Origin of the sequence: Motilimonas eburnea (assembly GCF_021295345.1) — a bacterium.
In the GTDB taxonomy this organism is placed as follows: domain Bacteria; phylum Pseudomonadota; class Gammaproteobacteria; order Enterobacterales; family CBDFNC01; genus Motilimonas; species Motilimonas eburnea.
In genome coordinates, this window is record NZ_JAIMJB010000020.1 from 62739 (window position 1) to 85147 (window position 22409).

Here is a 22409-nt window from a genome sequence, read left to right on the forward strand (position 1 = left end):
CCGTTATCGCGTAGTGTATGCAAATAAGTGTTCGTTAGAGCAGGCTAAGCAAAGCTTGAACGGGGTGTTTAAGCTTTTCACCTTCAAAACGCTTAACTTGGCTACGACAAGAATATCCCGTGGCTAAACACTGTGCCATGTCGTGCTTAGCTAGCTCTTGTTGCCAGCTTAGGCTGTAGATGCCTTTAGAGTTTTCATATTGCTTGGCATCATGGCCGTAGGTGCCTGCCATACCACAACAACCGACACTAACCGGTTTTAATTGTGCACCAAACGCCGTGAAAATTTGCTGCCAATCCGCCGTTGAATTAGGCAAATTAGTTTTTTCGGTACAATGACCAAACAAATAAAAGGTCATGTTGCTAGCGGCAAATGGCTCAAGTTCAGCTAAGCGAGGCGTTAACCACTCTTGAAACAGTTCAACCTTAAACTGGCCTCGGTCATCACCTAACGCCTTGTTATATTCGTCACGATAACACAATACCAAAGCAGGATCGGTGCCTATCATCGGAATGTTAAGCTGTGCAATTTGGTTCAAAAAATCTGCGGCATTCTTCGCCGTTTTGGCAAAGTCTTGTAAAAAGCCTTTAATATGCTGCGGTTTACCATTGGGTTTGAACGGCAAAATCACCGGATTAAACCCTAACTTCTCAGCCAGTAAGACAAGATCACGTACCACATCGGCATCGTAATAACTGGTGAAGGGGTCTTGCACAATCAACACTGTCTTACTGCGCTGCTCGGCTGACATTTCATTTAGCGCGTCCAGATCAAAGTTAAGGGCACTGTGCCCCGCTAAAGAGCGCGCTAAGGTTGGCTGGCTCAATACGGGAATATCGACCATGCCAGTGGCTTTGGTTGCTAACTTTTGAACCCAATTTTGTTTTAAGAATACGTTAAACAGGCCCGGCGCTTTCGCCATCAAAGGCGTGTACGCTTCAGAATAGCCAACTAAGTAGTCTTTGATTGAGCGCTGGTAACGACTGTAGTACAAAAACATAAAGCGCGAGCGGAAAGTTGGCACATCCACTTTAATTGGACACTGGCTAGAGCACGCCTTACAGGCGAGACAGCCTTCCATGGCTTCCATTACTTCGGCCGAAAAGTCATATTGTCCACGCTTTTTCGACCAAGAATTAGCAAACCGTTTGACTAAACTGACGTCATTTTTACCCGCTAACAGCTCTTTCTCTAATTGGATGATATCAACATTGTTGTTCACCAATTGACGCAGCCATTCACGCATGAGGCCAGCACGCCCCTTAGGTGAATGACGACGATCTTGCGTAATTTTACTCGATGGACACATAGGCGATGACGCATCATAGTTAAAACACAAGCCATTACCGTTACAGTCTAGGGCTTCGGTAAAGCTGTCGCGTACTTGCACTGGAATTTGGCGATCATAAAAGCCACGTTTTACCGCATCCACGCTAACAAGCTGATCGGTGGACGCAAACGGGGTACAAATCTTACCCGGGTTAACGCGGTTATAAGGATCAAACGCCGCCTTAATTTTACGTAGCTCATTGAACAAGGTTTCGCCAAAAAACTCAGGGCCATATTCAGAACGAAAGCCTTTACCGTGCTCGCCCCACATCAGGCCTTTGTACTTCGCGGTTAATGCCACGACTTTATCAGACACTTCACGCATCAAGGTTTCTTGTAGCGGATCGCACATGTCAAGGGCTGGACGCACGTGTAATACCCCTGCGTCAACGTGACCAAACATGCCGTAATTGAGTCCCTTGCTATCAAGCAAGGCACGAAATTCCATAATAAAGTCGGCCAAGTTTTCAGGTGGCACACAGGTATCTTCGGCAAAGGCGACCGGCTTAGCACGGCCCTTGGCTGCGCCTAAAAGGCCAACCGCTTTTTTGCGCATGGCGTAGATGCGATTCAGGCCTGCTAGATCATCACACACTTGATAACCTATGATGCCATCTTCGCCCTTGGCGATTTTGTCATCTAAGAGCTGACACAAGCTCGCAATCTTCTGCTGTTGCTTCGCTTCATCTTGTTCGGCGTATTCCACCATGTTCAAGCCGTCCATTTCTTTGTTAGGCACGTCTTGAATTAAATCCGATACGCTGTGCCAAACGATGTCTTGTTTGGCCAAATTAAGCACTTTGGAGTCAACGGTTTCTACGCTTAAAGCATTGGCTTTGACCAAAAATGGGGCATTGCGTAGCGCAGACTCAAAGCTGTCGTATTTTACGTTGATCAGGGCGCGATATTTAGGGATCGGGGTGATGTTAAGTTTGGCTTCGGTGATAAAGCCTAAGGATCCTTCAGAGCCACATAAAATACGGCTTAAATCAACCGCCCCGCTTTCCACATCATAAACATGCTTTAAATCGTAGCCGGTTAAAAAGCGGTTCAACTTGGGAAAACGTTGCTCAATTTCTTGCTGCATGTTTTCACAGGTTTCCAGCACTTGGCGGTAAATATTGCCGATGGTGCCAGATTGCTCAGCCAGTTGCTTAGCCGCTTGGTTGCTTTGCGGCGTTGACTCAAGCACAGTGCCATCAACGAGAACCGTGGTTAACTCAAGCACATGATCGCTGGTTTTACCGTATTTTAGCGAGCCTTGGCCCGACGCATCGGTATTGATCATCCCGCCCACGGTGGCACGGTTACTGGTTGATAGATCAGGGGAAAAGAAAAAGCCATGTGGGCGCAAAGCATCATTAAGTTGGTCTTTGATCACGCCAGTTTGTACCCGAACCCAGCCTTCTTCGGCATTGACTTCAAGCACTTGGTTCATGTAACGCGACAAATCCACCACGATATCTTGGGTTAGGGACTGGCCATTGGTGCCGGTCCCCCCGCCACGCGGAGAAAAACGCACCTGTGCATAGGCTGGCTGACTGGCCAACTGAGTCATGATCACTATGTCTTGCTGATGTTTTGGCAGCACAACAGCCTGCGGCAAGCTTTGATAAACCGAGTTATCGGTCGCAACAGCAAGGCGACTGGCATAGGATTTTTCGATATCACCGGCAAAGCCTGCTTGGGCTAATGCGTCTAAAAATGATAAAGCGGTTGAATCAATGTTTTCTTGGTGGCTAAGAATGGGGATCATCTGCTCACTGTCCCTGTAATACACACATAAAAATAGTGGGCCGATTATACCAAAAAAGCCTTAAAAATCCTGCTTAACTCACAGTTTTAACTTGTTTAAAAACAAAAAATGCTGCTTTTTTGCAAAAGCAGCATTTCATAGCGATGGGTGCCTGTTGCGCCTTATATTTTAGGCGTTTGGGTGACTACATCGTTATTTTGTGCACGGTTGCGCAAGTAATGATCCATCAAGGTGATGGCCATCATGGCCTCGGCAATCGGCACGGCGCGAATGCCCACACAAGGGTCGTGTCGCCCTTTAGTGATCATTTCCGTCGGCTCGCCGTCAACCGTGATAGTTTTACCCGGAATGGTAATACTGGACGTCGGCTTAAGTGCGATATGCGCAACAATATCTTGGCCCGTTGAGATACCACCCAATACGCCACCCGCGTGATTAGAGGTAAAGCCTTCTGGGGTGAGTTCATCACGGTGCTCGGTGCCCTTTTGATTCACCACATCAAAACCATCGCCGATTTCAACGCCTTTAACCGCATTGATGCTCATCAGTGCATGGGCAATATCAGCATCAAGACGGTCAAATACAGGCTCACCTAAGCCAACTGGCACATGCTGTGCGACCACAGTGATCTTAGCGCCAATCGAGTCGCCTTGTTTTTTCAGGTCGCGCATGTATTGATCGAGTTGATCTAATTTACTGGCATCGGGGAAAAAGAACGGGTTTTGTTCAACCTGATCCCAATCTATGGTCTCGGCCTTGATATCAGCCAACTGGCTCATGTACGCACGCACGGTAATGCCGTGTTTTTCAAACAGGTACTTTTTCGCGATGGCACCCGCAGCAACACGCATCGCGGTTTCACGGGCACTGGAGCGACCGCCGCCACGGTAATCTCTGTGACCAAATTTTTGATGGTAGGTGTAATCGGCATGGCCCGGGCGAAACAGACCAGAAATGGCTGAATAGTCCTTAGAGCGTTGATCGGTATTTTCAATCAACAAGCCGATGCTACAACCTGTGGTTTTACCTTCAAACACGCCCGATAAAATGCGCACTTGATCCGGCTCACGGCGCTGCGTGGTATAGCGCGACGTACCCGGCTTACGGCGATCTAAATCCGCTTGTAAGTCTTCTTCTGTGATACTCAAGCCCGGTGGCACGCCATCCACCACACAGCCCAGTGCCACCCCGTGGCTTTCACCAAAGGTTGAAATTTTAAAAAGTTGTCCGAAACTGTTCCCTGCCATACCTTCTACATCCCAAAATAATTAAGAGGAAAACACCTGTTGATATTGCTTTAATTGTGCTTGTGTCAACATAAATACCCCGTGTCCACCGTGCTCAAACTCGAGCCAAGTGAACGGCACTTGCGGGTATGCCTGCTCTAGGTGAATTTGCGAATTCCCCACTTCTACTAATAATATGCCATCGTCAGTTAGCATATCCGCTGCTTGCGCCAGCATACGACGCACTAAATCTAAGCCATCAAAGCCTGCCGCTAAGCCAAGCTCTGGCTCGTGAGTAAACTCATCTGGCAAGCTGGCCATGTCTTCTGCATCCACATAAGGTGGATTAGATACGATCAAATCGTACTTATGGCCTTTTAATTCATCAAATAAGTCAGATTGAATTGGAAAGACTTGCTGCTCAAGGCCATGATCACAAATGTTGATTTGCGCAACATCTAATGCATCAATGGAAATGTCAACCGCGTCCACTTCCGCTGCTGGAAACGCATAAGCACAAGCGATGGCGATACAGGCACTTCCGGTACATAAATCGAGTACGCGCTGTGGCTCACTCGTTAACCAAGGAGCAAACCCTTGACCAATGAGCTCGGCAAAGGGGGAGCGCGGTACTAATACCCGCTCATCAACGTAAAACTCTAACCCAGCAAACCAAGCACGATTGGTTAAATAGGCCGTAGGCACCCGCTCGATAATGCGGCGAGCCACCAAACTCACTAAGGCATCACGCTCGCTGGTTAAAAGCTTAGCCTGATACACAGCGTCTCCCATGTTAAGGGGCAAGTGTAAACTTGGCAAAATTAATTGCACCGCTTCATCCCACGCATTATCACTGCCATGACCGTAAAATAGGCCATTAGCACTAAATTGTGAGGCACTCCAGCGGATCATATCGCCGATGGTGTGCAGCTCGGCAACGGCTTCGGCTCGCAAATTCTTGTCCAAATTTAACTCCAACTCGGTTAGTATTGCTGACTTTGTTTTTGATTCAGTTTGTAGGGGCCGATATGAGCAACAAAGAAGTATCGCAAAATCAGTCGATAGATCCCATGTTAGATGAAGGTGATGACTTCGCCTTGTTTAAACAAGCCATCTCGGGCACCCGTAAAATAAAGCAGGATACCATAAAACCGGATAAACCTAGGATCAAGGAAAAAATTCAGCGCAATGAAATAAAACAAGAAGCCCTAGAAAAAGATTACTTTTCGGATTTATACGAACCGCACCTCGATGAACAAGGCCCGACGCGCTATATTCGCCAAGATGCCGATAAGTTTGAGTTGAAAAAATTGCGCCGCGGCGACTATGCGCCGGAGATATTTCTTGACCTGCATGGCCTGACACAACAGCAAGCCAAACAAGAATTAGCTGCGCTGATCCACGAATGTAAAAAGCGCCATTATCAAACTTGCTGTGTGATGCACGGGATCGGCGCCCATATCCTTAAACGTAAAACCCCGCTATGGTTAGCGCAGCACCCCGATGTAGTGGCGTTTCATCAAGCGCCACTTGAATACGGTGGCAATGGCGCCTTGTTGGTATTGATTGAAATTGAAGCGCAGTATTTACGAAGATAAGTCTCGCCCTAAGCCACCGCGGCCAGCCGCATGGCTTTAATTTGTTTATTCACTTCCGAAGCCACGCGTTTGTAATGCAAAGGGGCATGCTCAGAAAAAGCCATCTTGCCCTGACAAAATTCAAATCGGCCAATGCCTTGGATAAATAGTTGGCCGGTAAAATAACTCTTAACGTACTTTGCAACTTTGACTGGGTTATAAACTTTAAACTCTTTCATTGTCTGCTCGATGTGACTATTAAGAAACACGAGCAGAATAGTGGCGATTTGTGACAGTTTTATATCAACTAGTGGTCAAAACCATGAAACGCTAAGTGGATCATTGCGCATTCAAACTGTGAGGGGCATGTAAATAATGAAGTTGTCCTTGGTATTCATCGTCAATTTCAACGCAAGCGATGCCACTGGTGGCAAAAATCGGTGCGCCTTCGCTGGGACAAAGTTCCCCCACTAAATAACCCACTAGAGGCAAGTGAGACACGATTAACACGTGGCGAGTGCCTTGTTGCGCCAGCTGAAATAAGTGATTCACCACGGCCGTTACATTTCCAGAAGGGGTTAACAAAGGAAGCTCTTCAAAATATTCAGCCTGAGGCAAGTAGGGCTCAATGGCTTTCAGTGTTTGTTGAGCTCGCAGATAAGGGCTACAAAGAATACAGTCCAGCTTGCTGATTTGCGGTGCTAACCAGCGAGCCATCATAACAGACTCGGTGCAACCTTGTTGGGTCAATGGGCGCAGCGCATCTGTCGCCGCCATCATTTCAGCTTGGCCGTGACGCATGATATAAACCAACATGTTAAATCCTAATGTGAGCTCAATGAATTTGGTCGGCTAGTTTACGTTGCAATCAAATTCGGTAAAAGGTTTTAACGCAAAATAAGTGTGATTTGTTTGCAACTAGAAAGTTGAACCATAATAATGAAATAACTTGTTTTTTATCTTTTTACACACCGAAATCGATTGGGCCAAAGTGGCTCCTTGGTAATTCAGTGGCACTTGCGTGGAGCCTATCTTGCTAAAAAGCCCTAATGACAGCAAAGAATATCAATACCTTACCTTGCCAAACCAATTGCGGGTATTGCTGATCCATGATGCCAAGGCCAGTAGCAGCGCGGCGTCGTTGGCAGTCAATGTGGGGCACTTTCACGACCCAGTCGAACGTCAGGGCATGGCGCATTTTTTAGAGCACATGCTGTTTTTGGGCACCGAAAAATTCCCCAAAAGTGGTGAATACCAGCATTACATTAACCAACACGGGGGCAGTAATAACGCTTGGACTGGCACCGAGTTCACCAACTTCTTTTTCGATATTGAAGGGCCATTTTTTGAGCCCGCGCTGGACCGATTTAGCCAGTTTTTTATCGCGCCTTTATTTACCCCAGAGCTGGTGGATAAGGAGCGCCAAGCCATCGAGTCTGAGTATCAGTTAAAACTCAATGACGATATCAGGCGACAATACCAAGTACACAAAGAAACCGTGAACCCTGCCCACCCGTTTGCCAAGTTTTCAGTGGGCAATTGCCAAACCTTAGCCGATAACGAACACGGTTTTGCCCGTGAGGATTTACTGCAGTTTTATCAACAGCATTATTGCGCATCAAAAATGACCTTAGTACTGTTAAGCGCAGCTCCATTATCGCAGCAAGCACAATGGGCTGAGCATTACTTCGGGGCCATTCTATATAAAGCGTTGCCGCCTTGGCAGATTGATACCCCTCTGTATACCCCGAATGAAATGGCCTTGGAAATTGTTGTTGAACCTGTCAAAGATCATAAAAAGCTGTTTGTTGCCTTTGCGCTCCCTTGTGTCGATAGCCACTATCAAACGAAACCATTGACCTACATCAGCCACATTTTAGGCAATGAATACCCCGCCAGTTTGTTCTCTCACTTGAAAAGCCAAGGTTTGATCAACAGCCTCAGTGCGGGTGGCGGTGTCAGCGGCTCCAATTTTAAAGACTTTAATATCTCGTTTGGTTTAACGGATAAAGGCTTAGCACAGCGTGATACCATTATCAGTGAATTGTTTGCCTATCTAAGGCAAATCAAGCAAACCGGGCTCAATCCATGGCGCTACCAAGAAAAACAAGCCATCACCGAGCAAGCGTATCAGTTTCAAGAAACCAGTCGCGCCCTTGATATCGTGTCGCACCTCAGCATCAATATGCATCACTATCAGCCTGAGCATATTATCTATGGCGACTACATGATGGCCGGCTTTGATAGTGACGAAATACGCTATTTTCTCAATTTTTTTACCCCTGAAAACATGCGTATTTTGGTCAGTGCTAAAGGGTTGCCCACCAACAAAACAGCCGACTGGTATCACACCCCTTATGCAGTCAACCCTATCGCACCAGAGCAGCTAGCCCATTGGCGCCACCAAGACATTAACCCTGCGCTCAAACTCCCCCCTCCCAACCCTTTTATTGTGATGGGGAAAATGAAACCACAGCCTGGCTCAGGGACACCTTATCCTTGTATCATTCGCGACCAACCGGGCTTTCGGGTTTGGTACAAAAAAGACAGCGAATTCAATGTTCCTAAAGGTAGCTTATACATAGCCGTCGATTCTGAGCATGCAGTAAAAAGCATTCGTCACATCGCCATGACCCGGCTGGCCGTGGAGCTTTTTCTCGACATTCTTACGGAAATCACTTACCCGGCCGAAATTGCCGGATTAGGCTATCGTATCTATGCCCATCAAGGCGGTTTCACCGTGAACTTAAGCGGTTTTACCGCAAAACAATACTTACTCCTGCAACTTATTTTAGGGACGCGTAAATTTGGTCATGTTGATCCTGAGCGCTTTGAGCATATCAAACAAAACATGATCCGCAGTTGGAAAAACCAAAAGCAAGGTAAGCCTATTTCGCAGCTGTTTAGCCACTTAACGTCATTATTGCAACCCGCCAACCCGCCGGCCGCCTTGATGGCTAAGGCGTTAGACGATGTCTGTGCCGATGAAATGCCCGGCTTTATTGAGCAGCTTTATAAACAAGTTCATATTGAGGTACTGGCTCACGGTGATTGGCTGAAAGAAGAAATTGAGACCATCGCAGACTACTTACTGCGAGAGCTTGCCCCCAACAGTACCCCAAGCGCCGAAACCAAACGACGCTTGGTCGATATATCCAATAAGGGTACCTTGGTACGGGAAGTCAATTGTCAGCACAATGACTCGGCAATGATCGTCTATTATCAATCCATGCATACCACGCCAACCCATGTAGCGCGCTACACCTTAGCCAATCACATCATGTCCACCACCTTCTTCCATGAGCTGCGAACCCGTAAGCAGCTAGGTTATGTGGTCGGCAGCGGCAACTTACCGCTAAATCGCCATCCCGGCATCATCTTTTATATTCAAAGCCCCGTGGCTGGGCCACAATATTTACTGACTTGCATCGATGAGTTTATTGATAGCTTTGCCTTAGTACTGATGGAATTAAGCCAAGCGCAATGGCAAGTCAGTAAACAAGGTTTAATCAGTCAGATACGTCAGCCCGATGCCAACTTGAAAAGTCGCAGTCAACGTTTTTGGGCCAGCATAGGCAATAAGGATTGGCACTTCAATCAACGCGAGCAGGTTGCGCTGGCCCTTGAGCAAATGACCCGTGCGGATCTGATCCGCTTTATCACTCAATTAAAATCCCGTATTTCAGATCGCATTATTATGTGCAGTTATGGTGCAGCCCATGGCGGCAAAGATAAGCTTAATCTGGGTAACTTTATTTGGGATCCTGGCGAATTTAAATTGATGGCCCCTAAATTTATTAACTAGCTCCCTAGCCTTCACCTTAGGTGAGTTTTACCAGACATAAAAAAAGCCAAGCTAAGCTTGGCTTTTACATTTCGAATAATCAGAAGATTAAAATGGCATTTTCATGCCTGGTGGTAACTGCATACCGCCAGTCACTTCAGCCATTTTCTCTTTGCTGGTTTCTTCAACACGGCGAACAGCATCATTCACTGCAGCAGCCATCAGATCCTCTAGCATTTCTTTGTCGTCTTCCATTAGGCTAGGATCAATTTCAATGCGGCGCACATTGTGGTTACCTAGCATGGTCACTTTAACCATGCCTGCACCGGCTTCACCCACCACTTCCATTTTTGCAATATCATCTTGTGCCTTCTGCATGCGATCTTGCATTTGTTGGGCTTGCTTCATCAAGCCAGACATTCCGCCTTTACCAAACATATTATTCTCTCACTTAGGTTTATTAATTGTAATGTTGGGGATAGACCAACATATTTCAAGGGTGTTGTGCCCAGTCAATGGCATTGGCTGAGCGTTACTTGCCTATTTTGGCTTGATTGATGCCTCATCAACCGTGGCACCAAAACGCGCAATAAAAAAGTTAACCGCTTCGTCTTGCTGTATATCTATTTTAGCTTGAGCTAGCCTAGCTAAATAAATTTGCTGCTCAATCTCTACTGGGGTTGCCAAATTAGCATCTTGGCCAATTTGGATGTCAACCTCTTGGATTTGCGGCAATACCTGTTGTACCGCTTGCAACAATTGCTGATGATTCTTTTCGTTATCTAAATGTGCGCTTGACGGCTGCAACAGTAATTTTAGCTGATTAGCCTTCGCCAAATTTGAGTCTAGCAACACACTGTTTAACGCCAGCTGACGCAAAATACCGCCCAGCGCCATGGCATCAATCAGCTGACACCAAGGATCTGTGTTTTGCGGTGAAAAGCCGCTTGGAATTTCAAACTCTGTTATCGCTGGCAAAGCCGACGTTGATGAGCGAGTAGCGTCTGGCGCAACGCTCAACGCGTGCTCAGGCGTAGCATCAGGCGGATTGATGGTAACCGAAGACGCCACTTCTTGATGTCCGGCATTAACCTGCGGATTTGCTCCGGCGTCTGTCTCAACCACTGGCTTTTGCTCGCCATCACGACTTGGGGCATGTGCCGCTTGCTCAAGATCTGCCGCAGGCGTATGGACGTTGGTCCCATTTGGGTCACCATCAACATACGACCCTACATCATGATTAAAGCTGTAATCGGGCGTTTCAAAATACTGACCGTAATCGTTACCGTACGCCTCAATGGGCGGCAAATCGCCATAATCAGGTGGCCCCTGCTCCACAGGAGTCGAAGGTGCAACCTCATTAGGCACTACTTGCATTGGCGAGCCAGCTTGTTGCGATTCATTCGCGTCCGTCGCCCAGGGTAAATCAACCTCTGAGCTTGGTTGACTGTGATGGCTTGAACCAGACATTGCGCTTGGCTGCAACGACATTGGCGCCACTTCAGGCCCTTTTGCCTGCGGGGCTTGAACCGCATCTGTTGGTGCGCCTTGCGGTGCTGGCGCTTGAGCCTGACTGTTTTCGGCTATTGGCGCCGAGGTGATGGGTTTCGCTTTAGCCTTACCCGACTCCAAAGCCAGTTTGCGGCTTCTTAGCATATTGCGCTTTTCGAGTACGCCAGTTAAACCTGTTACTTGAGATGACGCAACGGGCGTTGGCGCGACTTGAGTTTGAGTTGACGTTTGCCTGATGGGGTCGTTAGCCCCTGCACTCGGCATCGGATCTTGCGCAGCAATGGCCTCAGGCTGAATGAGCGGTGCTGTCTCAGTCTTTTCAGGCACAACCTGAGCATCTTGATCTGAATTCAAAGCATGAGACACATCTTGATCTGAATTCAAAGCATGAGACACATCTTGATGGCTAACTGAGCCACTGTGCGCTGTGGCTGGCTGCACTGTGGCTGGTTTTGTAGCTGGTTGATTTGTGATTGGTTGTTCTGTGGCCGACTGCGCCTTTTCTGGTTGCCCCACATCAGGGGGAGTGAGTGGCCCATTTGTTTCGGAATGGGCTAGGTTTGCTGTTTCATTACGCGCAGCATTATCCGCTAGCGCAGCTGTCAATACCTTATCTTGCACCTTAGGGTTCACTGGCGCGACCGGTGCTGTCGCGTCAAGCTTTGCAGCGCGCGCTGCTGCGGGTTGCAGGTTATGTTGCGTCGTCGCTAACTGGGCAGCATGAGCCGACGCCGTTACTGGATGAAACGCGAGCATGCGCAACAAGGTCATTTCCAAACCAATGCGAGGCTCAGGAGCAAGGGGCAAGTCTTGTTTGCCTTTGAGTGCGATCTGGTAAAACAACTGAACTTGTTCAGGCGATAACTGTTCACTCAGTAACCGAATAGACTCGCTGTCTTCTAAGCCATTTAAGGTGGATGGCAACATGTGCGCAAGGGCGACTTGATGCAAGGTCGCCGCTAACTCATTGTGAACAAGGGCAAAATCGGGCCCTAAACTGACCAATTCCGCCACTTTTTGCAAACAGTTAGCCGCATCACCTGCCGCTACAAAATGCAGCAGTTGGATCACTTGATGATGATCGAGCGTCCCCAACATGGCCAGCACAGGCTGATAGTTCACCACACCATTACCAAAAGCAATGGCTTGATCCGTTAAACTTAACGCGTCACGCATACTCCCCTGAGCCGCTTTCGCCAGGGCTTGCAGCGCACCTTGCTCATAGCTGTGCTGCTCTTGGTCAAGAATATAAGCGAGCTGCTGCTGGATAGCGTCACTGCCCAAACTTTTTAAATGAAATTGCAAACAACGCGATAAAATGGTGATCGGCAGTTTTTGCGGATCCGTTGTCGCCAGCAAAAACTTAACGTACTCGGGAGGCTCTTCCAAGGTTTTCAGTAGCGCATTAAAGCTGCTTTTCGACAGCATGTGCACTTCGTCAATCAGATATACCTTATAACGGCCTTGTGCTGGTTTGTATTGCACATTATCCAATAGCTCGCGGGTATCTTCTACCTTAGTACGCGAAGCAGCATCGATTTCAAGCAAATCGACAAAACGGCCTTCATCGATAGCTTGGCAATGATGACAAACGCCACATGGCGTTGACGTCACTCCTTGCTCACAATTCAAACTTTTAGCCAATATACGCGCAATACTGGTTTTACCTACGCCTCGCGTGCCACTGAATAAGTAAGCATGGTGTAAGCGGTTTTGATCAAGGGCGTTGATCAAGGCCGTCAGCACGTGCTGTTGCCCAACGACTTGACTAAAATTATGCGGACGCCATTTACGCGCTAACACCTGATAACTCATTGGTTTTTACTCACCTTCAAATTGGATCAAGCTGAACAGTTCAACTTCCTGAGCATCTAACTTTGCTTTCCCTTTTAAGTCAGGTAACTCAATCACCACACCTGCACCGACCACATCGCCTTGTAACTCTTTGATCAATTTAATGGTGGCTTCTAAGGTACCGCCTGTGGCCAGTAGATCATCGATCACCACCACTTTATCACCGGGTTCAATGGCATCTTTATGAATTTGCAGCATATCAGTGCCGTATTCTAGATCATAAACTTGCACCACCGTCGCACGGGGTAATTTACCCGGCTTACGCGCAGGCACAAACCCCGCGCCAATAGCAGCGGCCACAGGGGCGCCAAAAATAAAACCGCGCGCTTCAGTGCCGACCACCTTAGTGATGCCTTTGTCGCGATAATGGGCGGCAAGTAACTCAATCGACTTGGCAAACGCCTCGGCATTTTCGATCAAGCTGGTGATATCACGAAAAACAATCCCTGCTTTTGGGTAATCTACAATCGATTTAATACTGTCTGTTAGTAATTTTTGCGTGGCCGAATCCATCAGAGGGTCCTATTTTGAAGTGTCGTCGAGATTAAAGGGGTAAGCTTATTCACTTGACCTGTTGCTTTCAAGGGATAGCCAAGTAAATTGAGGTTTATGTTTCCTTTAACTGATACATCCAGGTAAATAAGCACAAAAAACACACCAATAGTAATAGCTTTATCCAAATCAGTGGCACCCAATAAATAGAAATGGCAAAGGTTAGGCTCATTAATACCAACGCCCTGATTTTGGTTTTCTTAGCAATGGCCCGCTTGGCTTGCCAATCGTGGATCATAGGGCCAAACCAAGGGTGTCGCAGCAGCGCTTGATGAAACCGAGTAGAGCTTTTCGCAAAACAAAACGCAGCCAATAATATAAACGGCGTTGTCGGTAACACCGGCAATGGAATGCCAATGAGGCCCAATAAAAATGCAAGGCAACCGCAGGTGAAATAAAAGGGCCGTTTCAGCATAACTGACTTAACCTCCAGCAACCCCGATTAAACAGGCGGCTGCGCTAGGGCGTGATGGCGTTGCAAAATCGACAAAATTTCATCGGTTTTGCGACACGGACGAATTTCATCAAACAAGGCCTGCGCCTGAGAATAACTACAAACAACGTACTTTAGCCACTGCTTAATACGGTTACCAAAATATAAATGCTTATCACCACTGCATTCTAATCCTGAGTACTGCAGTAATAAGTTTACCACTTCGGACCAAGGCATCGGCTGGTGACCCAGTTTGATCACATTAGCTAGGTTTGGCATCGCCAACGCGCCGCGCCCCAACATAATGTCATCACAGCCACTTTGTTCAAGGCAACGTTGCGCATCTTCACCTTGCCACACCTCGCCATTGGCGATAACGGGAATATTGATGGCTTGGCGCATGTCATTAATGGCTCGCCAATCAATGCGCTCGGCGCGATACCCATCGGCTCGGGTGCGCCCATGCACGGTTAACTCGGTAGCACCACCTTGATAGGCGGCATCGGCTATCTCTAAGCGCTGACTTTTGCATTCCCACCCTAAGCGAACCTTGACCGAGACAGGTTTGTCAGGCACCGCACCACGCATTGCCCTAACGGCCTGATAGATTATCTCTGGCTCTTTTAGCAAGGCCGCACCGCCATTAGAGCCATTCACTGTTTTAGAGGGGCAACCACAGTTTAAGTCAATGCCTTTGGAGCCTAGCTCAACGGCGCGGTAGGCGTTTTCAGCTAACCACTGCGGCGCCTGACCCAGTAACTGTACTCTGACATCGGTGCCCGCCGATGTTTGCCCGCCTTGATGTAACTCGGGACATAAGCGATAAAACACCTTTTTGGGTAAGCGCATGTCAACCACACGAATAAATTCGGTGACACACAAATCATATTGATTGATGCTGGTTAACACTTGCCGCATTAACGGATCAACCACCCCTTCCATCGGAGCTAAAACAACACGCATAACAAGCCTCTTACAAGTGAAGCGCGAATTCTAGGGCGTCATCGCCTTTTTGTCACCCATTGCGATAATGGGACTAAGCTGATCTACATCAAAACCTAGGCTGCATTTTAGTTAAAACCGATTGCAATTGACCTATATCAGCACCTTAGGCCCTTTTACTCACTATTATGTCATTCTTACTTTTATTCCAAGAGTTCACAATGACTGAGCATCACACCGCTAACCTAGCTGACGTTGAAACAAAATTAACAACGCAATTAATCGAACAAAAGAAAAAAGTCATCGCCACGTTAGAACAAGCTGAGCAATCAAGTCATCGCATGGCCGCAGCGCGATTACTGCAGTTGACTAACGCTGAATTTATTGAATATGCAGTGCATCTTGATATGCCGCAAATGAAACAAGCTATCGCCAACATAAAAAAAATTGATGCCGCCTTATGCCAAATTGACTTAGGGTTATATGGTTTATGTTCAGATTGTGAAGAGCCCATCGAATCCCAATTGCTCAACCAAGATCCCACCGAGCAACGCTGCGTGCGTTGTAAAGAAAAATACCAAAAGCGTAAACAAAAAGTGATGGCCCTTTAACCAGCTTAGCGTGCCATTATTGGGAAGCCCGTTTCAAGGATGAATAACGATAGCCTCCCGTCGCCAGTCTGGCTCAAGTACGGGAACACCAACGAGTAATAAAACGCAGCGCCTGTTTGCCCCGCTGACTTAACCCTATTTGCACCCAACGCCCTTTAATCCCCCACCTGATACAACGAAAACCCGCAATCCTTCTTGGGCTCACGTCGATATCTTGTTACAATCCGTTTACCCTCATTTATCGACTCAGCCATGTTAAATCCACAAGTAAAACAGCTTATTCGTGAAACGTACCACAATATCAGCCAATCGCTACCTGATTACCAAGTACGCAAAGAGCAAAACTACTTAGTGGCCGAAATAGCAAAAACCTTGGCGGGTGAATATGATCCCAAACGTCGGATCTTAGTCGCAGAAGCCGGCACCGGCATAGGTAAATCGCTGGCTTACTTACTCGGGGGCCTAGCGGTTGCACAAAACCAAAATAAAAAGCTCATCATTTCCACGGCGACCGTGACCTTACAAGAGCAGCTCATAAATAAAGATTTGCCGTTTTTTTTACGCCATAGCAGCCTCTCGTTTACCTTCACCTTGGTCAAAGGACGCGGCCGATATTGCTGCGAGCATAAACTCCGTGCCCTAGCCGACCCACAAGATGGGCAAATAGCCCTGTGGGATGAAAAACCAAGAACCAAAGACATTGAACTGGTCAAACGCCTTTACAAAGCCTATCAAGATGGAAAATGGCAAGGCGACCGCGACACCTGGCCCACCCCCATAGCCGATCATGTTTGGCAGCAAATCATCGCCGATAAGCACAGCTGTAGCCGTGCCCTATCCCATCACCATCAATGCCCTTTTCATAAGGCCCGTGATGAGCTGGAAAAAGCCGATGTATTAGTGGTTAACCACGCGCTATTACTTGCTGACACCGAATTAGGCGGCGGCATTATTTTACCTGAGCCAGACAGCTGTTTTTATGTGATGGACGAAGCCCACCACCTGCCCAGCATTGCGCGTGACTTTGCCAGCGCACATATTGCCATCAACGCGAGCATTAATTGGCTGAGCAAACTGGAGTTGTTAAACCGCAAAATCGCCCAGCAAGTTAGCGGCACGTCCACCATGAGCGTGGGCAGCGAAATGGTCGCCAATGCCCTGAGCATCAAACAAGAGCTCGGCCATGTGGCGCAATTTTTTAACCACAACACCGCTTTATTCAACAGCGACGGCAGTTATCGCTTTGCCATGGGCGAATTGCCCGACCCCTTACCTCAGCATGCCATCGCCATTCGAGACGAAAGCCGCGGGTGTTTAAAAAACCTCAATAAATTGCTCAGCACCATTGCCGAGCAGCTCAAACAAGGTGAAATCAAAACCAAGGTGGCCGAGCCTTTGCTCGCCGATGTTGGCAATAATGTGCAACGTCTGGAAACCTTTTTACAGCTTTGGACCATGCTCGCTAAAGAGCCTACCGGCAATCATGCCCCGCTCGCTTGCTGGGCAAAACAACTCGACCAAGGTGACAAGGATATCCTGCTCGCGGCGTCCCCTATCGAAGTGGGCGGATTATTAGAACAGCAGCTGTGGTCACAAGCCGCAGGCGTTTTGCTGTGCTCGGCCACCCTCACCGCCCTCAGCCATTTTGATTTCTTTCGTCATCAAAGCGGCCTAAAACAAGATGACGGCACCCAATACCTAAGGCTGCGCTCGCCCTTTGATTATGACAAAATTACCTTGGCGCTCCCTGCCATGCAGTTTGAACCCGGCAGCGATAACTTTGATAAAGAGTTATGCGATAAGATCCCAAACATGATTGCCAAGCAACAAGGTAACCTCGTCTTGTTTGCATCCTATTGGCAAATGCGCTTGGTTGCTGAAAAGATCAAAAATAAACTCGATGCCCCCATCTTATTGCAAGGTGAGTTATCTCGCAGTCAGCTCCTGACTGATTACAAAGCACGTTGTGATAAAGGCGAAACCGCCATCTTGTTTGGTACTGGCAGTTTATCGGAAGGGTTAGATTTACCCGGCCATTACTTAACCAATTTAATCATAACTAAACTGCCCTTTGCCGTGCCTACCTCGCCAGTAGAAGAGGCCCACTCCGAATGGATTGAAAGCCGAGGAGGCAACCCGTTTTTACAAATCACCATACCCGAAGCCAGTAAAAAACTGATCCAATCTTGTGGCCGCCTCGTCAGAAAAGAAAACGACTGGGGCCAAATAACCATACTCGATCGCCGTCTCGTCACGCGACGTTACGGCAAGGGATTACTTGATTCGTTGCCACCTTTTAAACGAGATATCCAATATTAATGTTTGATTTCAGCTTAACCTTGCCCATTGAACCCAGTTTGTTCCTACTGATTTGCGGTGTGGGCCTTATTGCTGGCTTTATTGACGCAGTGGTGGGAGGCGGCGGTATGCTAACCATTCCAGCCTTACTCAGCGCCGGTTTACCGCCTCATATGGCATTGGGCACCAATAAACTGGCCGCGACCTTTGCCTCCTCCACAGCGGCTTGGACCTATTACAAAAAACAATTATTCGACCCCATTTTTTGGCGCAAATCATTTTACGCCACCGGCATCGGCGCGATCAGTGGCACCTTGGCAGTCAACTTTATCAGTACCGAGTTTTTGGACAAAGCGTTGCCCTTAGTCATCCTAGCCACCGCGGTTTACACCATTTTTAACCGGTTTCCATCAGACAGCCAAAACGACTTGCCCACCCCTGGGCCACGTTTAGTGAGAAAACAGTGGCTACAAGGGTTAGGATTAGGCTTTTATGATGGCATTGCCGGACCGGGCACCGGCGCTTTTTGGACCGTCTCGACTGCAGCCTTGTACAAGGTAAATATTTTGCTTGCCTCGGGCTTAGCCAAATCCATGAACTTCACCAGTAATTTTTTATCTCTAATAACCTTTATTATACTTGGCCATATCAACTGGGTATTAGGCCTAAGTATGGGCTTGTGTTTAATGGTGGGGGCATACCTTGGCGCCCACTCCGCCATTCGCTTTGGCGGCAAATTTATCCGCCCTATTTTTATCTTGGTCGTGGTCGTAATGGCCGTTAAATTGGCGATTGATGCATGGTAGATTTAACCCAATTAGTAGTTAGAATAAATGAACTTAAGGGCCAATGTGAGCGGTTAGACAATCAGCTCAGCGCCCAGCAACGTGAGCACTTTCATTTCAATAAGAATTTATTTGCTAAACCAGAAAAAAGCCTGACAGGCTATTGTTTACAGGTTGAAAAAAAGCTGGCCGACCTCCAGCACGCCATTGATAGCCAAGTGTCGTCTCAGTTGATCAACCACCGCTGCGAAGCCCTCACGGATCAATTTGCGGCGTTACTCAAGTTAGTCAACCAAGCACAGCAAGGCAATGGCCATATCTTTTCGCACCACCCTAGCCACCAAGAAAAACAGCTGTATCAAAAACTGCAAAAGCAATATGAATATGAGCGCCGGCTAGAGCAAATGATCGCGCACAGTAAACAGCAAGCCGCCCAATTGTATGGCAATGACAAACGCCAAGCGCAAATCGCCACCCAAACCTTAGAAGAGCGTTTAGCGCGCTGCAAAAGTGCCACCTTTGAAGTTGAGTTAGCCGTGCGCGAGTTTGAAGGCTCCAGTGCCTTTATCGGCAACTTTTAACCCACTCCACCAAGGAAGCCCAATGAGCCTAGCCAACGCCCCCAAACACATTCAATTAGCCGTCGACTTAATTCAAATCCTTGAAGAAAACGAAGTCGAGGTAGAAACCGCCATCGCCGCACTGCAAATTGTACTTAAAGATTGCGAGCAAAAGCAGTTGCAACAACAGGGGTGATCCACCCTTGTGGGAAGCGAGCTCGCTCGGCGAATAAGGCCCCCTAGATCAAAGGCCCAAAATTAACCAGAACTGAGGTTAATTTGGCAACAGCGCCTTAATATCATCACGATATTGCTCAATTTCGCCTATCAAATGCCGGCGTTGCTTGGCCGTTAAGGTTTGCCCCAAGTCAAACAACAATTGATGAAAAACCGCCAAGTTATGCGCGTGTTGCTGTTGTAATGGCTCGCCTCGATAGGGCTCTGGCTGCAGTAATAACTCGCTTAGCTGAGCTTGTAATTCATCAGCATCAGCTGCGCTTGAAAAGACGTGCTGCAAACGCTGCTGATAGCGTGTGCGATATTCAAGCCATAATAACCGGTTGTCAAAGTAGGCCTGATCGGCTTGGCTGAACAGACTTCGCTGCTGAGCATCGAGTTTGCCTACCCATTCATTAAGGTATTCTAATCGCTTATCGAACAACTGCTGACGCTGCTGCTCGCTGGGTTTCGACTGTAACTCGGCTAGCTCTTCTCTTTGCTGTTTATTTTTGTCTGCTAGCGCTTCAAACAAGTGTGAAACTTGCCCTTGACTCAGCATGGGCGCCATTGCAACCAAATCCGGCACCACCTTTTGTTTTAAACGCTGCCAGTGGTCAAACATGGCCTGATGGTGGGCTTCAATCCGTGCCAAGGTTACATTGCCTTGGGATACGTCATTCATGATCTCATCAAGATGCGCTTGATAGCGCGGCAATTCCGTGTAGCGATGCCAAAGTTGCCAAGCATAGAGCTTTTGCTCAAACACTTTCTTTTGCTCGGAAGTTAACTCAACGTAGTCATCAAGGTACCAGTAGACCAACCAATTTAAGTTATTGTAAGTGAACTGAGTTGAGCAACCTACAAGCAATAAGGCCAACGCCACGCTCAAAAAATAAGGTGTTACCTTTCGCCCCCGATGTACCATGATTTGATATCCTCTGACTAGATGCTCAGGTAATGTACGATTTATCTTTGAGTTTCGTTCATTTCATCGAGTAAAGGCAAGTGGATTAACCCCTTGGGCTGGCATATGACTGATGATTAAAAAATAGCACCAAGTTTTTTGCTGTTGTTACCTTGCCGTAGTAAGGGTTGCTTTCGTAGCCCTCAAGGCTTCGGTTAGTTCGTTGCGCAATTTCTTCAATCAACGACAGTTCAAGATCATCTTCGTCAAGCATCAAGGTATCAAATAAACTATCAGTGGCCTTTATGGGCACTTTTTCCTCAGTTGGGAGCGCAGCCTGAAGTTGCTCATACACGGCTCGAATAACCCAAGTATCGACCACCTTTAGATCAAACGCCCTCGCAAATTCACAAATGGATAAACCACAACGCGCCTTGCTCAATTGTTGAAAATGCCTTTCTACTTTAGACTGTTCAATGGCCCCCCAAGCCATGATGCACGAAACAAGTCCGACAAAAACCAGCAGATACCACGGCTGATAAATAAACACGGCCACTACGATTGGTAAAAGGGCAAACAGCGCAAGTTTGCTTGCCCTTCTAGGCTCATACTTTGGCATAAATCGTGACGCTTTCTTCATTCTTTTCCTTACAAGGCAGAATTGCGGAGAATTGCGGAGAATTGCGGACACCCTCTTAATTTTAACTAGGATTTAGCCTAAGGAATTAACACATGCTTGATAAATAGTCTCTTGAAACTCTCGAACTATTACTTTGTCTTTAATTCTTGGCACAAGCTCTTCTTTATCGAAGTAAACCATTGGATCGACTACATCTTCGTCTTTAAGCTCAACCCCAATAGATTTTTCCATCTCAACAACCACAGTAATGAGGTCTAAAACATCAGTATCAAAACTTTGCTCATAAAATGACTTATCAATAGCAATTTCAGCCACATTAACATCAAGAGCCTTAGCCATTGCCTCTAATACTTTATCTTCTACTGCCTCACAGCTACTAGCCCAACCTAAGTTTGAATACGTAACCGCTAACACTAAACAGAACACAAGTTTGAGATATTTCATGTTTTCCTCACTAATGTAGAGTTGCCTGCAGAATGGTGACATATATGTGCACGACATAGCAAAAATTGCAGAAAAAAATTGCGGACACCACTTAACTTTTCGAAGGATGATGATTAGCGTAAATAACTGGGTAGCCAATATTTATTTTAAAATGTTGTCATCAGCAATTATTTAACGTTTTCTTTTTTGGCTCGTAATATTTTTTCATTTTGGCTTGTTTAACTTCATCCTGTTCTTGCAGACAATTTTTTCTATGACTTGTGCCTGATGCATAATGCTTTTTACATTGACCAGTCCTTCTTTCGTAATGATCATTTATATCTTTAAGAATCAAACCCAAATCTTTCTCTATTTCGTCAACGCATAAAGTAGAAGTATTATCTTTTTCAGTTTTCGTGTTGATTACCCTTGACGTCTCACTTATCTCTTGTACTTCAACAGTCACACCTTTGCACGGTAAGCTTTGGAAAGACTTGTTACCCTTGGCATCCTCACAATGATAAATTTTATTAGCAAAAGAATTTATAGGGAAAAGCGCACAAACCATTGTTAACAAGATCACTTTATTCATTAATTGACTCACAAATATATTTTTATTCAAGAATGGCCAATTGCGGACACCCACTTCTAGCGAATGCCCACAAAATATCTTTCGCTATCAAATATATAGAAACGCATCTCGTTGTGTGATCTAATTAATTTCGCCAAAAACAAACCAGATTACAACGAGATGCGTGAGCTCAATATCATACACCAACAACTACAAAATCAATGCCCTTTCATTCACAAAAAGCGACTTAATTCCCTCATTGATTCCACTCAATCATTGCTCAACGGTGACCGTCTCACCCAAACTCCAGGGCGGGATTCCACTTTGTTCAACTTTCAACCAAATATAATCTTTGAACGATATTCGCCGGACCAACCTGACTTTCTACGTTTGGCTGCCAAGCTATCTTTTTCGCTAATATCCTGCTTTATCG

General features: G+C 46.9%; 21 protein-coding genes and 1 pseudogene. 8 read left to right on the forward strand and 14 right to left on the reverse strand.

The annotated features are described in order from the left end of the window. Nucleotides 1-34: 34 nt before the first annotated feature. The 3 genes from ydiJ to prmB all read right to left on the reverse strand — a co-directional run bounded on the left by ydiJ (nt 35) and on the right by prmB (nt 5277). Complete coding sequence (ydiJ, locus tag K6Y21_RS17365) at nt 35-3085, reverse strand: D-2-hydroxyglutarate dehydrogenase YdiJ (RefSeq protein WP_233073150.1); 3051 nt, start codon at nt 3083-3085, stop codon at nt 35-37. A 161-nt stretch (nt 3086-3246) separates the two neighbouring features. After that, a complete protein-coding gene (gene aroC, locus K6Y21_RS17370) occupies nt 3247-4332 on the reverse strand; it encodes a chorismate synthase (RefSeq protein ID WP_233073151.1) in 1086 nt (361 codons plus the stop codon). 21 nt (nt 4333-4353) lie between these two features. Further along, nucleotides 4354-5277, reverse strand: a complete 924-nt coding sequence (gene prmB, locus K6Y21_RS17375; RefSeq protein WP_285229759.1) for a 50S ribosomal protein L3 N(5)-glutamine methyltransferase — start codon at nt 5275-5277, stop codon at nt 4354-4356. 62 nt (nt 5278-5339) lie between these two features. On the opposite strand from prmB, the gene smrB reads away from it, so the two are divergent. Then, nucleotides 5340-5909 carry an endonuclease SmrB gene (smrB, locus tag K6Y21_RS17380; protein WP_233073152.1) on the forward strand — a complete coding sequence of 190 codons (570 nt, stop codon included), beginning with the start codon at nt 5340-5342 and terminating at the stop codon, nt 5907-5909. Between the two features lie 8 nt (nt 5910-5917). Here smrB and K6Y21_RS17385 read toward each other — a convergent pair whose 3' ends face one another. Next, nucleotides 5918-6127, reverse strand: coding sequence for a DUF1107 family protein (locus tag K6Y21_RS17385; protein WP_233073153.1), 210 nt, complete (start codon nt 6125-6127; stop codon nt 5918-5920). Nucleotides 6128-6227: 100 nt separating this feature from the next. Next, nucleotides 6228-6704: a phosphohistidine phosphatase SixA gene (gene sixA / locus K6Y21_RS17390; RefSeq protein ID WP_233073154.1), complete on the reverse strand. Its 477-nt coding sequence runs from the start codon at nt 6702-6704 to the stop codon at nt 6228-6230. Between the two features lie 217 nt (nt 6705-6921). Between sixA and K6Y21_RS17395 the strand changes: the two genes are divergently transcribed. Next, nucleotides 6922-9693, forward strand: a complete 2772-nt coding sequence (locus K6Y21_RS17395; protein WP_233073155.1) for an insulinase family protein — start codon at nt 6922-6924, stop codon at nt 9691-9693. Between the two features lie 87 nt (nt 9694-9780). Here the strand turns inward: K6Y21_RS17395 and K6Y21_RS17400 are convergent, their stop codons facing one another. The 5 genes from K6Y21_RS17400 to dusC form a co-directional block, all read right to left on the reverse strand. Next, nucleotides 9781-10110 (reverse strand): YbaB/EbfC family nucleoid-associated protein, encoded by a 330-nt coding sequence (locus K6Y21_RS17400; RefSeq protein WP_233073156.1) that lies wholly within the window; start codon nt 10108-10110, stop codon nt 9781-9783. A gap of 102 nt (nt 10111-10212) precedes the next feature. Further along, nucleotides 10213-12999 (reverse strand): DNA polymerase III subunit gamma/tau, encoded by a 2787-nt coding sequence (gene dnaX, locus K6Y21_RS17405; protein ID WP_233073157.1) that lies wholly within the window; start codon nt 12997-12999, stop codon nt 10213-10215. A gap of 6 nt (nt 13000-13005) precedes the next feature. Further along, complete coding sequence (gene apt, locus K6Y21_RS17410; protein ID WP_233073158.1) at nt 13006-13551, reverse strand: adenine phosphoribosyltransferase; 546 nt, start codon at nt 13549-13551, stop codon at nt 13006-13008. Between the two features lie 94 nt (nt 13552-13645). Then, nucleotides 13646-14005, reverse strand: coding sequence for a YbaN family protein (locus tag K6Y21_RS17415; protein WP_233073159.1), 360 nt, complete (start codon nt 14003-14005; stop codon nt 13646-13648). A 27-nt stretch (nt 14006-14032) separates the two neighbouring features. After that, nucleotides 14033-14986, reverse strand: a complete 954-nt coding sequence (gene dusC / locus K6Y21_RS17420; protein WP_233073160.1) for a tRNA dihydrouridine(16) synthase DusC — start codon at nt 14984-14986, stop codon at nt 14033-14035. A gap of 200 nt (nt 14987-15186) precedes the next feature. Between dusC and K6Y21_RS17425 the strand changes: the two genes are divergently transcribed. From K6Y21_RS17425 to K6Y21_RS17445, 5 genes are all read left to right on the forward strand, one after another. Then, the gene (locus K6Y21_RS17425; RefSeq protein WP_233073161.1) at nt 15187-15576 is read left to right on the forward strand and encodes a TraR/DksA family transcriptional regulator; all 390 of its coding nucleotides are present in this window, start codon (nt 15187-15189) and stop codon (nt 15574-15576) included. A gap of 252 nt (nt 15577-15828) precedes the next feature. Next, complete coding sequence (gene dinG, locus K6Y21_RS17430) at nt 15829-17895, forward strand: ATP-dependent DNA helicase DinG (protein ID WP_233073162.1); 2067 nt, start codon at nt 15829-15831, stop codon at nt 17893-17895. Next, complete coding sequence (locus K6Y21_RS17435; protein ID WP_233073163.1) at nt 17895-18680, forward strand: sulfite exporter TauE/SafE family protein; 786 nt, start codon at nt 17895-17897, stop codon at nt 18678-18680. Before dinG ends, K6Y21_RS17435 begins: the two co-directional genes overlap by 1 nt. Continuing rightward, nucleotides 18674-19240 carry a primosomal replication protein PriC gene (gene priC / locus K6Y21_RS17440; RefSeq protein WP_233073164.1) on the forward strand — a complete coding sequence of 189 codons (567 nt, stop codon included), beginning with the start codon at nt 18674-18676 and terminating at the stop codon, nt 19238-19240. The genes K6Y21_RS17435 and priC overlap by 7 nt, the downstream gene beginning before the upstream one ends. A 22-nt stretch (nt 19241-19262) precedes the next feature. After that, on the forward strand, nt 19263-19415 hold the full coding sequence (locus tag K6Y21_RS17445; protein ID WP_233073165.1) for a DUF2496 domain-containing protein: 153 nt from the start codon (nt 19263-19265) through the stop codon (nt 19413-19415). Between the two features lie 78 nt (nt 19416-19493). Here K6Y21_RS17445 and K6Y21_RS17450 read toward each other — a convergent pair whose 3' ends face one another. The 4 genes from K6Y21_RS17450 to K6Y21_RS17465 form a co-directional block, all read right to left on the reverse strand. Continuing rightward, on the reverse strand, nt 19494-20363 hold the full coding sequence (locus K6Y21_RS17450; protein WP_233073166.1) for a DUF6279 family lipoprotein: 870 nt from the start codon (nt 20361-20363) through the stop codon (nt 19494-19496). Between the two features lie 85 nt (nt 20364-20448). Next, nucleotides 20449-20982, reverse strand: coding sequence for a hypothetical protein (locus tag K6Y21_RS17455; protein WP_233073167.1), 534 nt, complete (start codon nt 20980-20982; stop codon nt 20449-20451). Nucleotides 20983-21054: 72 nt separating this feature from the next. After that, nucleotides 21055-21426 (reverse strand): phosphopantetheine-binding protein, encoded by a 372-nt coding sequence (locus tag K6Y21_RS17460; RefSeq protein WP_233073168.1) that lies wholly within the window; start codon nt 21424-21426, stop codon nt 21055-21057. Nucleotides 21427-21586: 160 nt separating this feature from the next. Then, nucleotides 21587-21997 carry a hypothetical protein gene (locus K6Y21_RS17465; protein ID WP_233073169.1) on the reverse strand — a complete coding sequence of 137 codons (411 nt, stop codon included), beginning with the start codon at nt 21995-21997 and terminating at the stop codon, nt 21587-21589. Nucleotides 21998-22156: 159 nt separating this feature from the next. Between K6Y21_RS17465 and K6Y21_RS17470 the strand changes: the two are divergent. After that, nucleotides 22157-22282: pseudogene (locus K6Y21_RS17470) on the forward strand (IS4 family transposase); the annotation flags it as partial. Nucleotides 22283-22409 lie beyond the last annotated feature (127 nt).

Bases quoted from the DNA above. Each gene is read 5' to 3' on its own strand.
- ydiJ (WP_233073150.1), bottom strand. From the start codon at position 3,085: ATGATCCCCATTCTTAGCCACCAAGAAAACATTGATTCAACCGCTTTA.
- aroC (WP_233073151.1), bottom strand. From the start codon at position 4,332: ATGGCAGGGAACAGTTTCGGACAACTTTTTAAAATTTCAACCTTTGGT.
- smrB (WP_233073152.1), top strand. From the start codon at position 5,340: ATGAGCAACAAAGAAGTATCGCAAAATCAGTCGATAGATCCCATGTTA.
- K6Y21_RS17385 (WP_233073153.1), bottom strand. From the start codon at position 6,127: ATGAAAGAGTTTAAAGTTTATAACCCAGTCAAAGTTGCAAAGTACGTT.
- sixA (WP_233073154.1), bottom strand. From the start codon at position 6,704: ATGTTGGTTTATATCATGCGTCACGGCCAAGCTGAAATGATGGCGGCG.
- K6Y21_RS17400 (WP_233073156.1), bottom strand. From the start codon at position 10,110: ATGTTTGGTAAAGGCGGAATGTCTGGCTTGATGAAGCAAGCCCAACAA.
- dnaX (WP_233073157.1), bottom strand. From the start codon at position 12,999: ATGAGTTATCAGGTGTTAGCGCGTAAATGGCGTCCGCATAATTTTAGT.
- apt (WP_233073158.1), bottom strand. From the start codon at position 13,551: ATGGATTCGGCCACGCAAAAATTACTAACAGACAGTATTAAATCGATT.
- K6Y21_RS17415 (WP_233073159.1), bottom strand. From the start codon at position 14,005: ATGCTGAAACGGCCCTTTTATTTCACCTGCGGTTGCCTTGCATTTTTA.
- dusC (WP_233073160.1), bottom strand. From the start codon at position 14,986: ATGCGTGTTGTTTTAGCTCCGATGGAAGGGGTGGTTGATCCGTTAATG.
- K6Y21_RS17425 (WP_233073161.1), top strand. From the start codon at position 15,187: ATGACTGAGCATCACACCGCTAACCTAGCTGACGTTGAAACAAAATTA.
- dinG (WP_233073162.1), top strand. From the start codon at position 15,829: ATGTTAAATCCACAAGTAAAACAGCTTATTCGTGAAACGTACCACAAT.
- K6Y21_RS17435 (WP_233073163.1), top strand. From the start codon at position 17,895: ATGTTTGATTTCAGCTTAACCTTGCCCATTGAACCCAGTTTGTTCCTA.
- priC (WP_233073164.1), top strand. From the start codon at position 18,674: ATGGTAGATTTAACCCAATTAGTAGTTAGAATAAATGAACTTAAGGGC.
- K6Y21_RS17445 (WP_233073165.1), top strand. From the start codon at position 19,263: ATGAGCCTAGCCAACGCCCCCAAACACATTCAATTAGCCGTCGACTTA.
- K6Y21_RS17450 (WP_233073166.1), bottom strand. From the start codon at position 20,363: ATGGTACATCGGGGGCGAAAGGTAACACCTTATTTTTTGAGCGTGGCG.
- K6Y21_RS17455 (WP_233073167.1), bottom strand. From the start codon at position 20,982: ATGAAGAAAGCGTCACGATTTATGCCAAAGTATGAGCCTAGAAGGGCA.
- K6Y21_RS17460 (WP_233073168.1), bottom strand. From the start codon at position 21,426: ATGAAATATCTCAAACTTGTGTTCTGTTTAGTGTTAGCGGTTACGTAT.
- K6Y21_RS17465 (WP_233073169.1), bottom strand. From the start codon at position 21,997: ATGAATAAAGTGATCTTGTTAACAATGGTTTGTGCGCTTTTCCCTATA.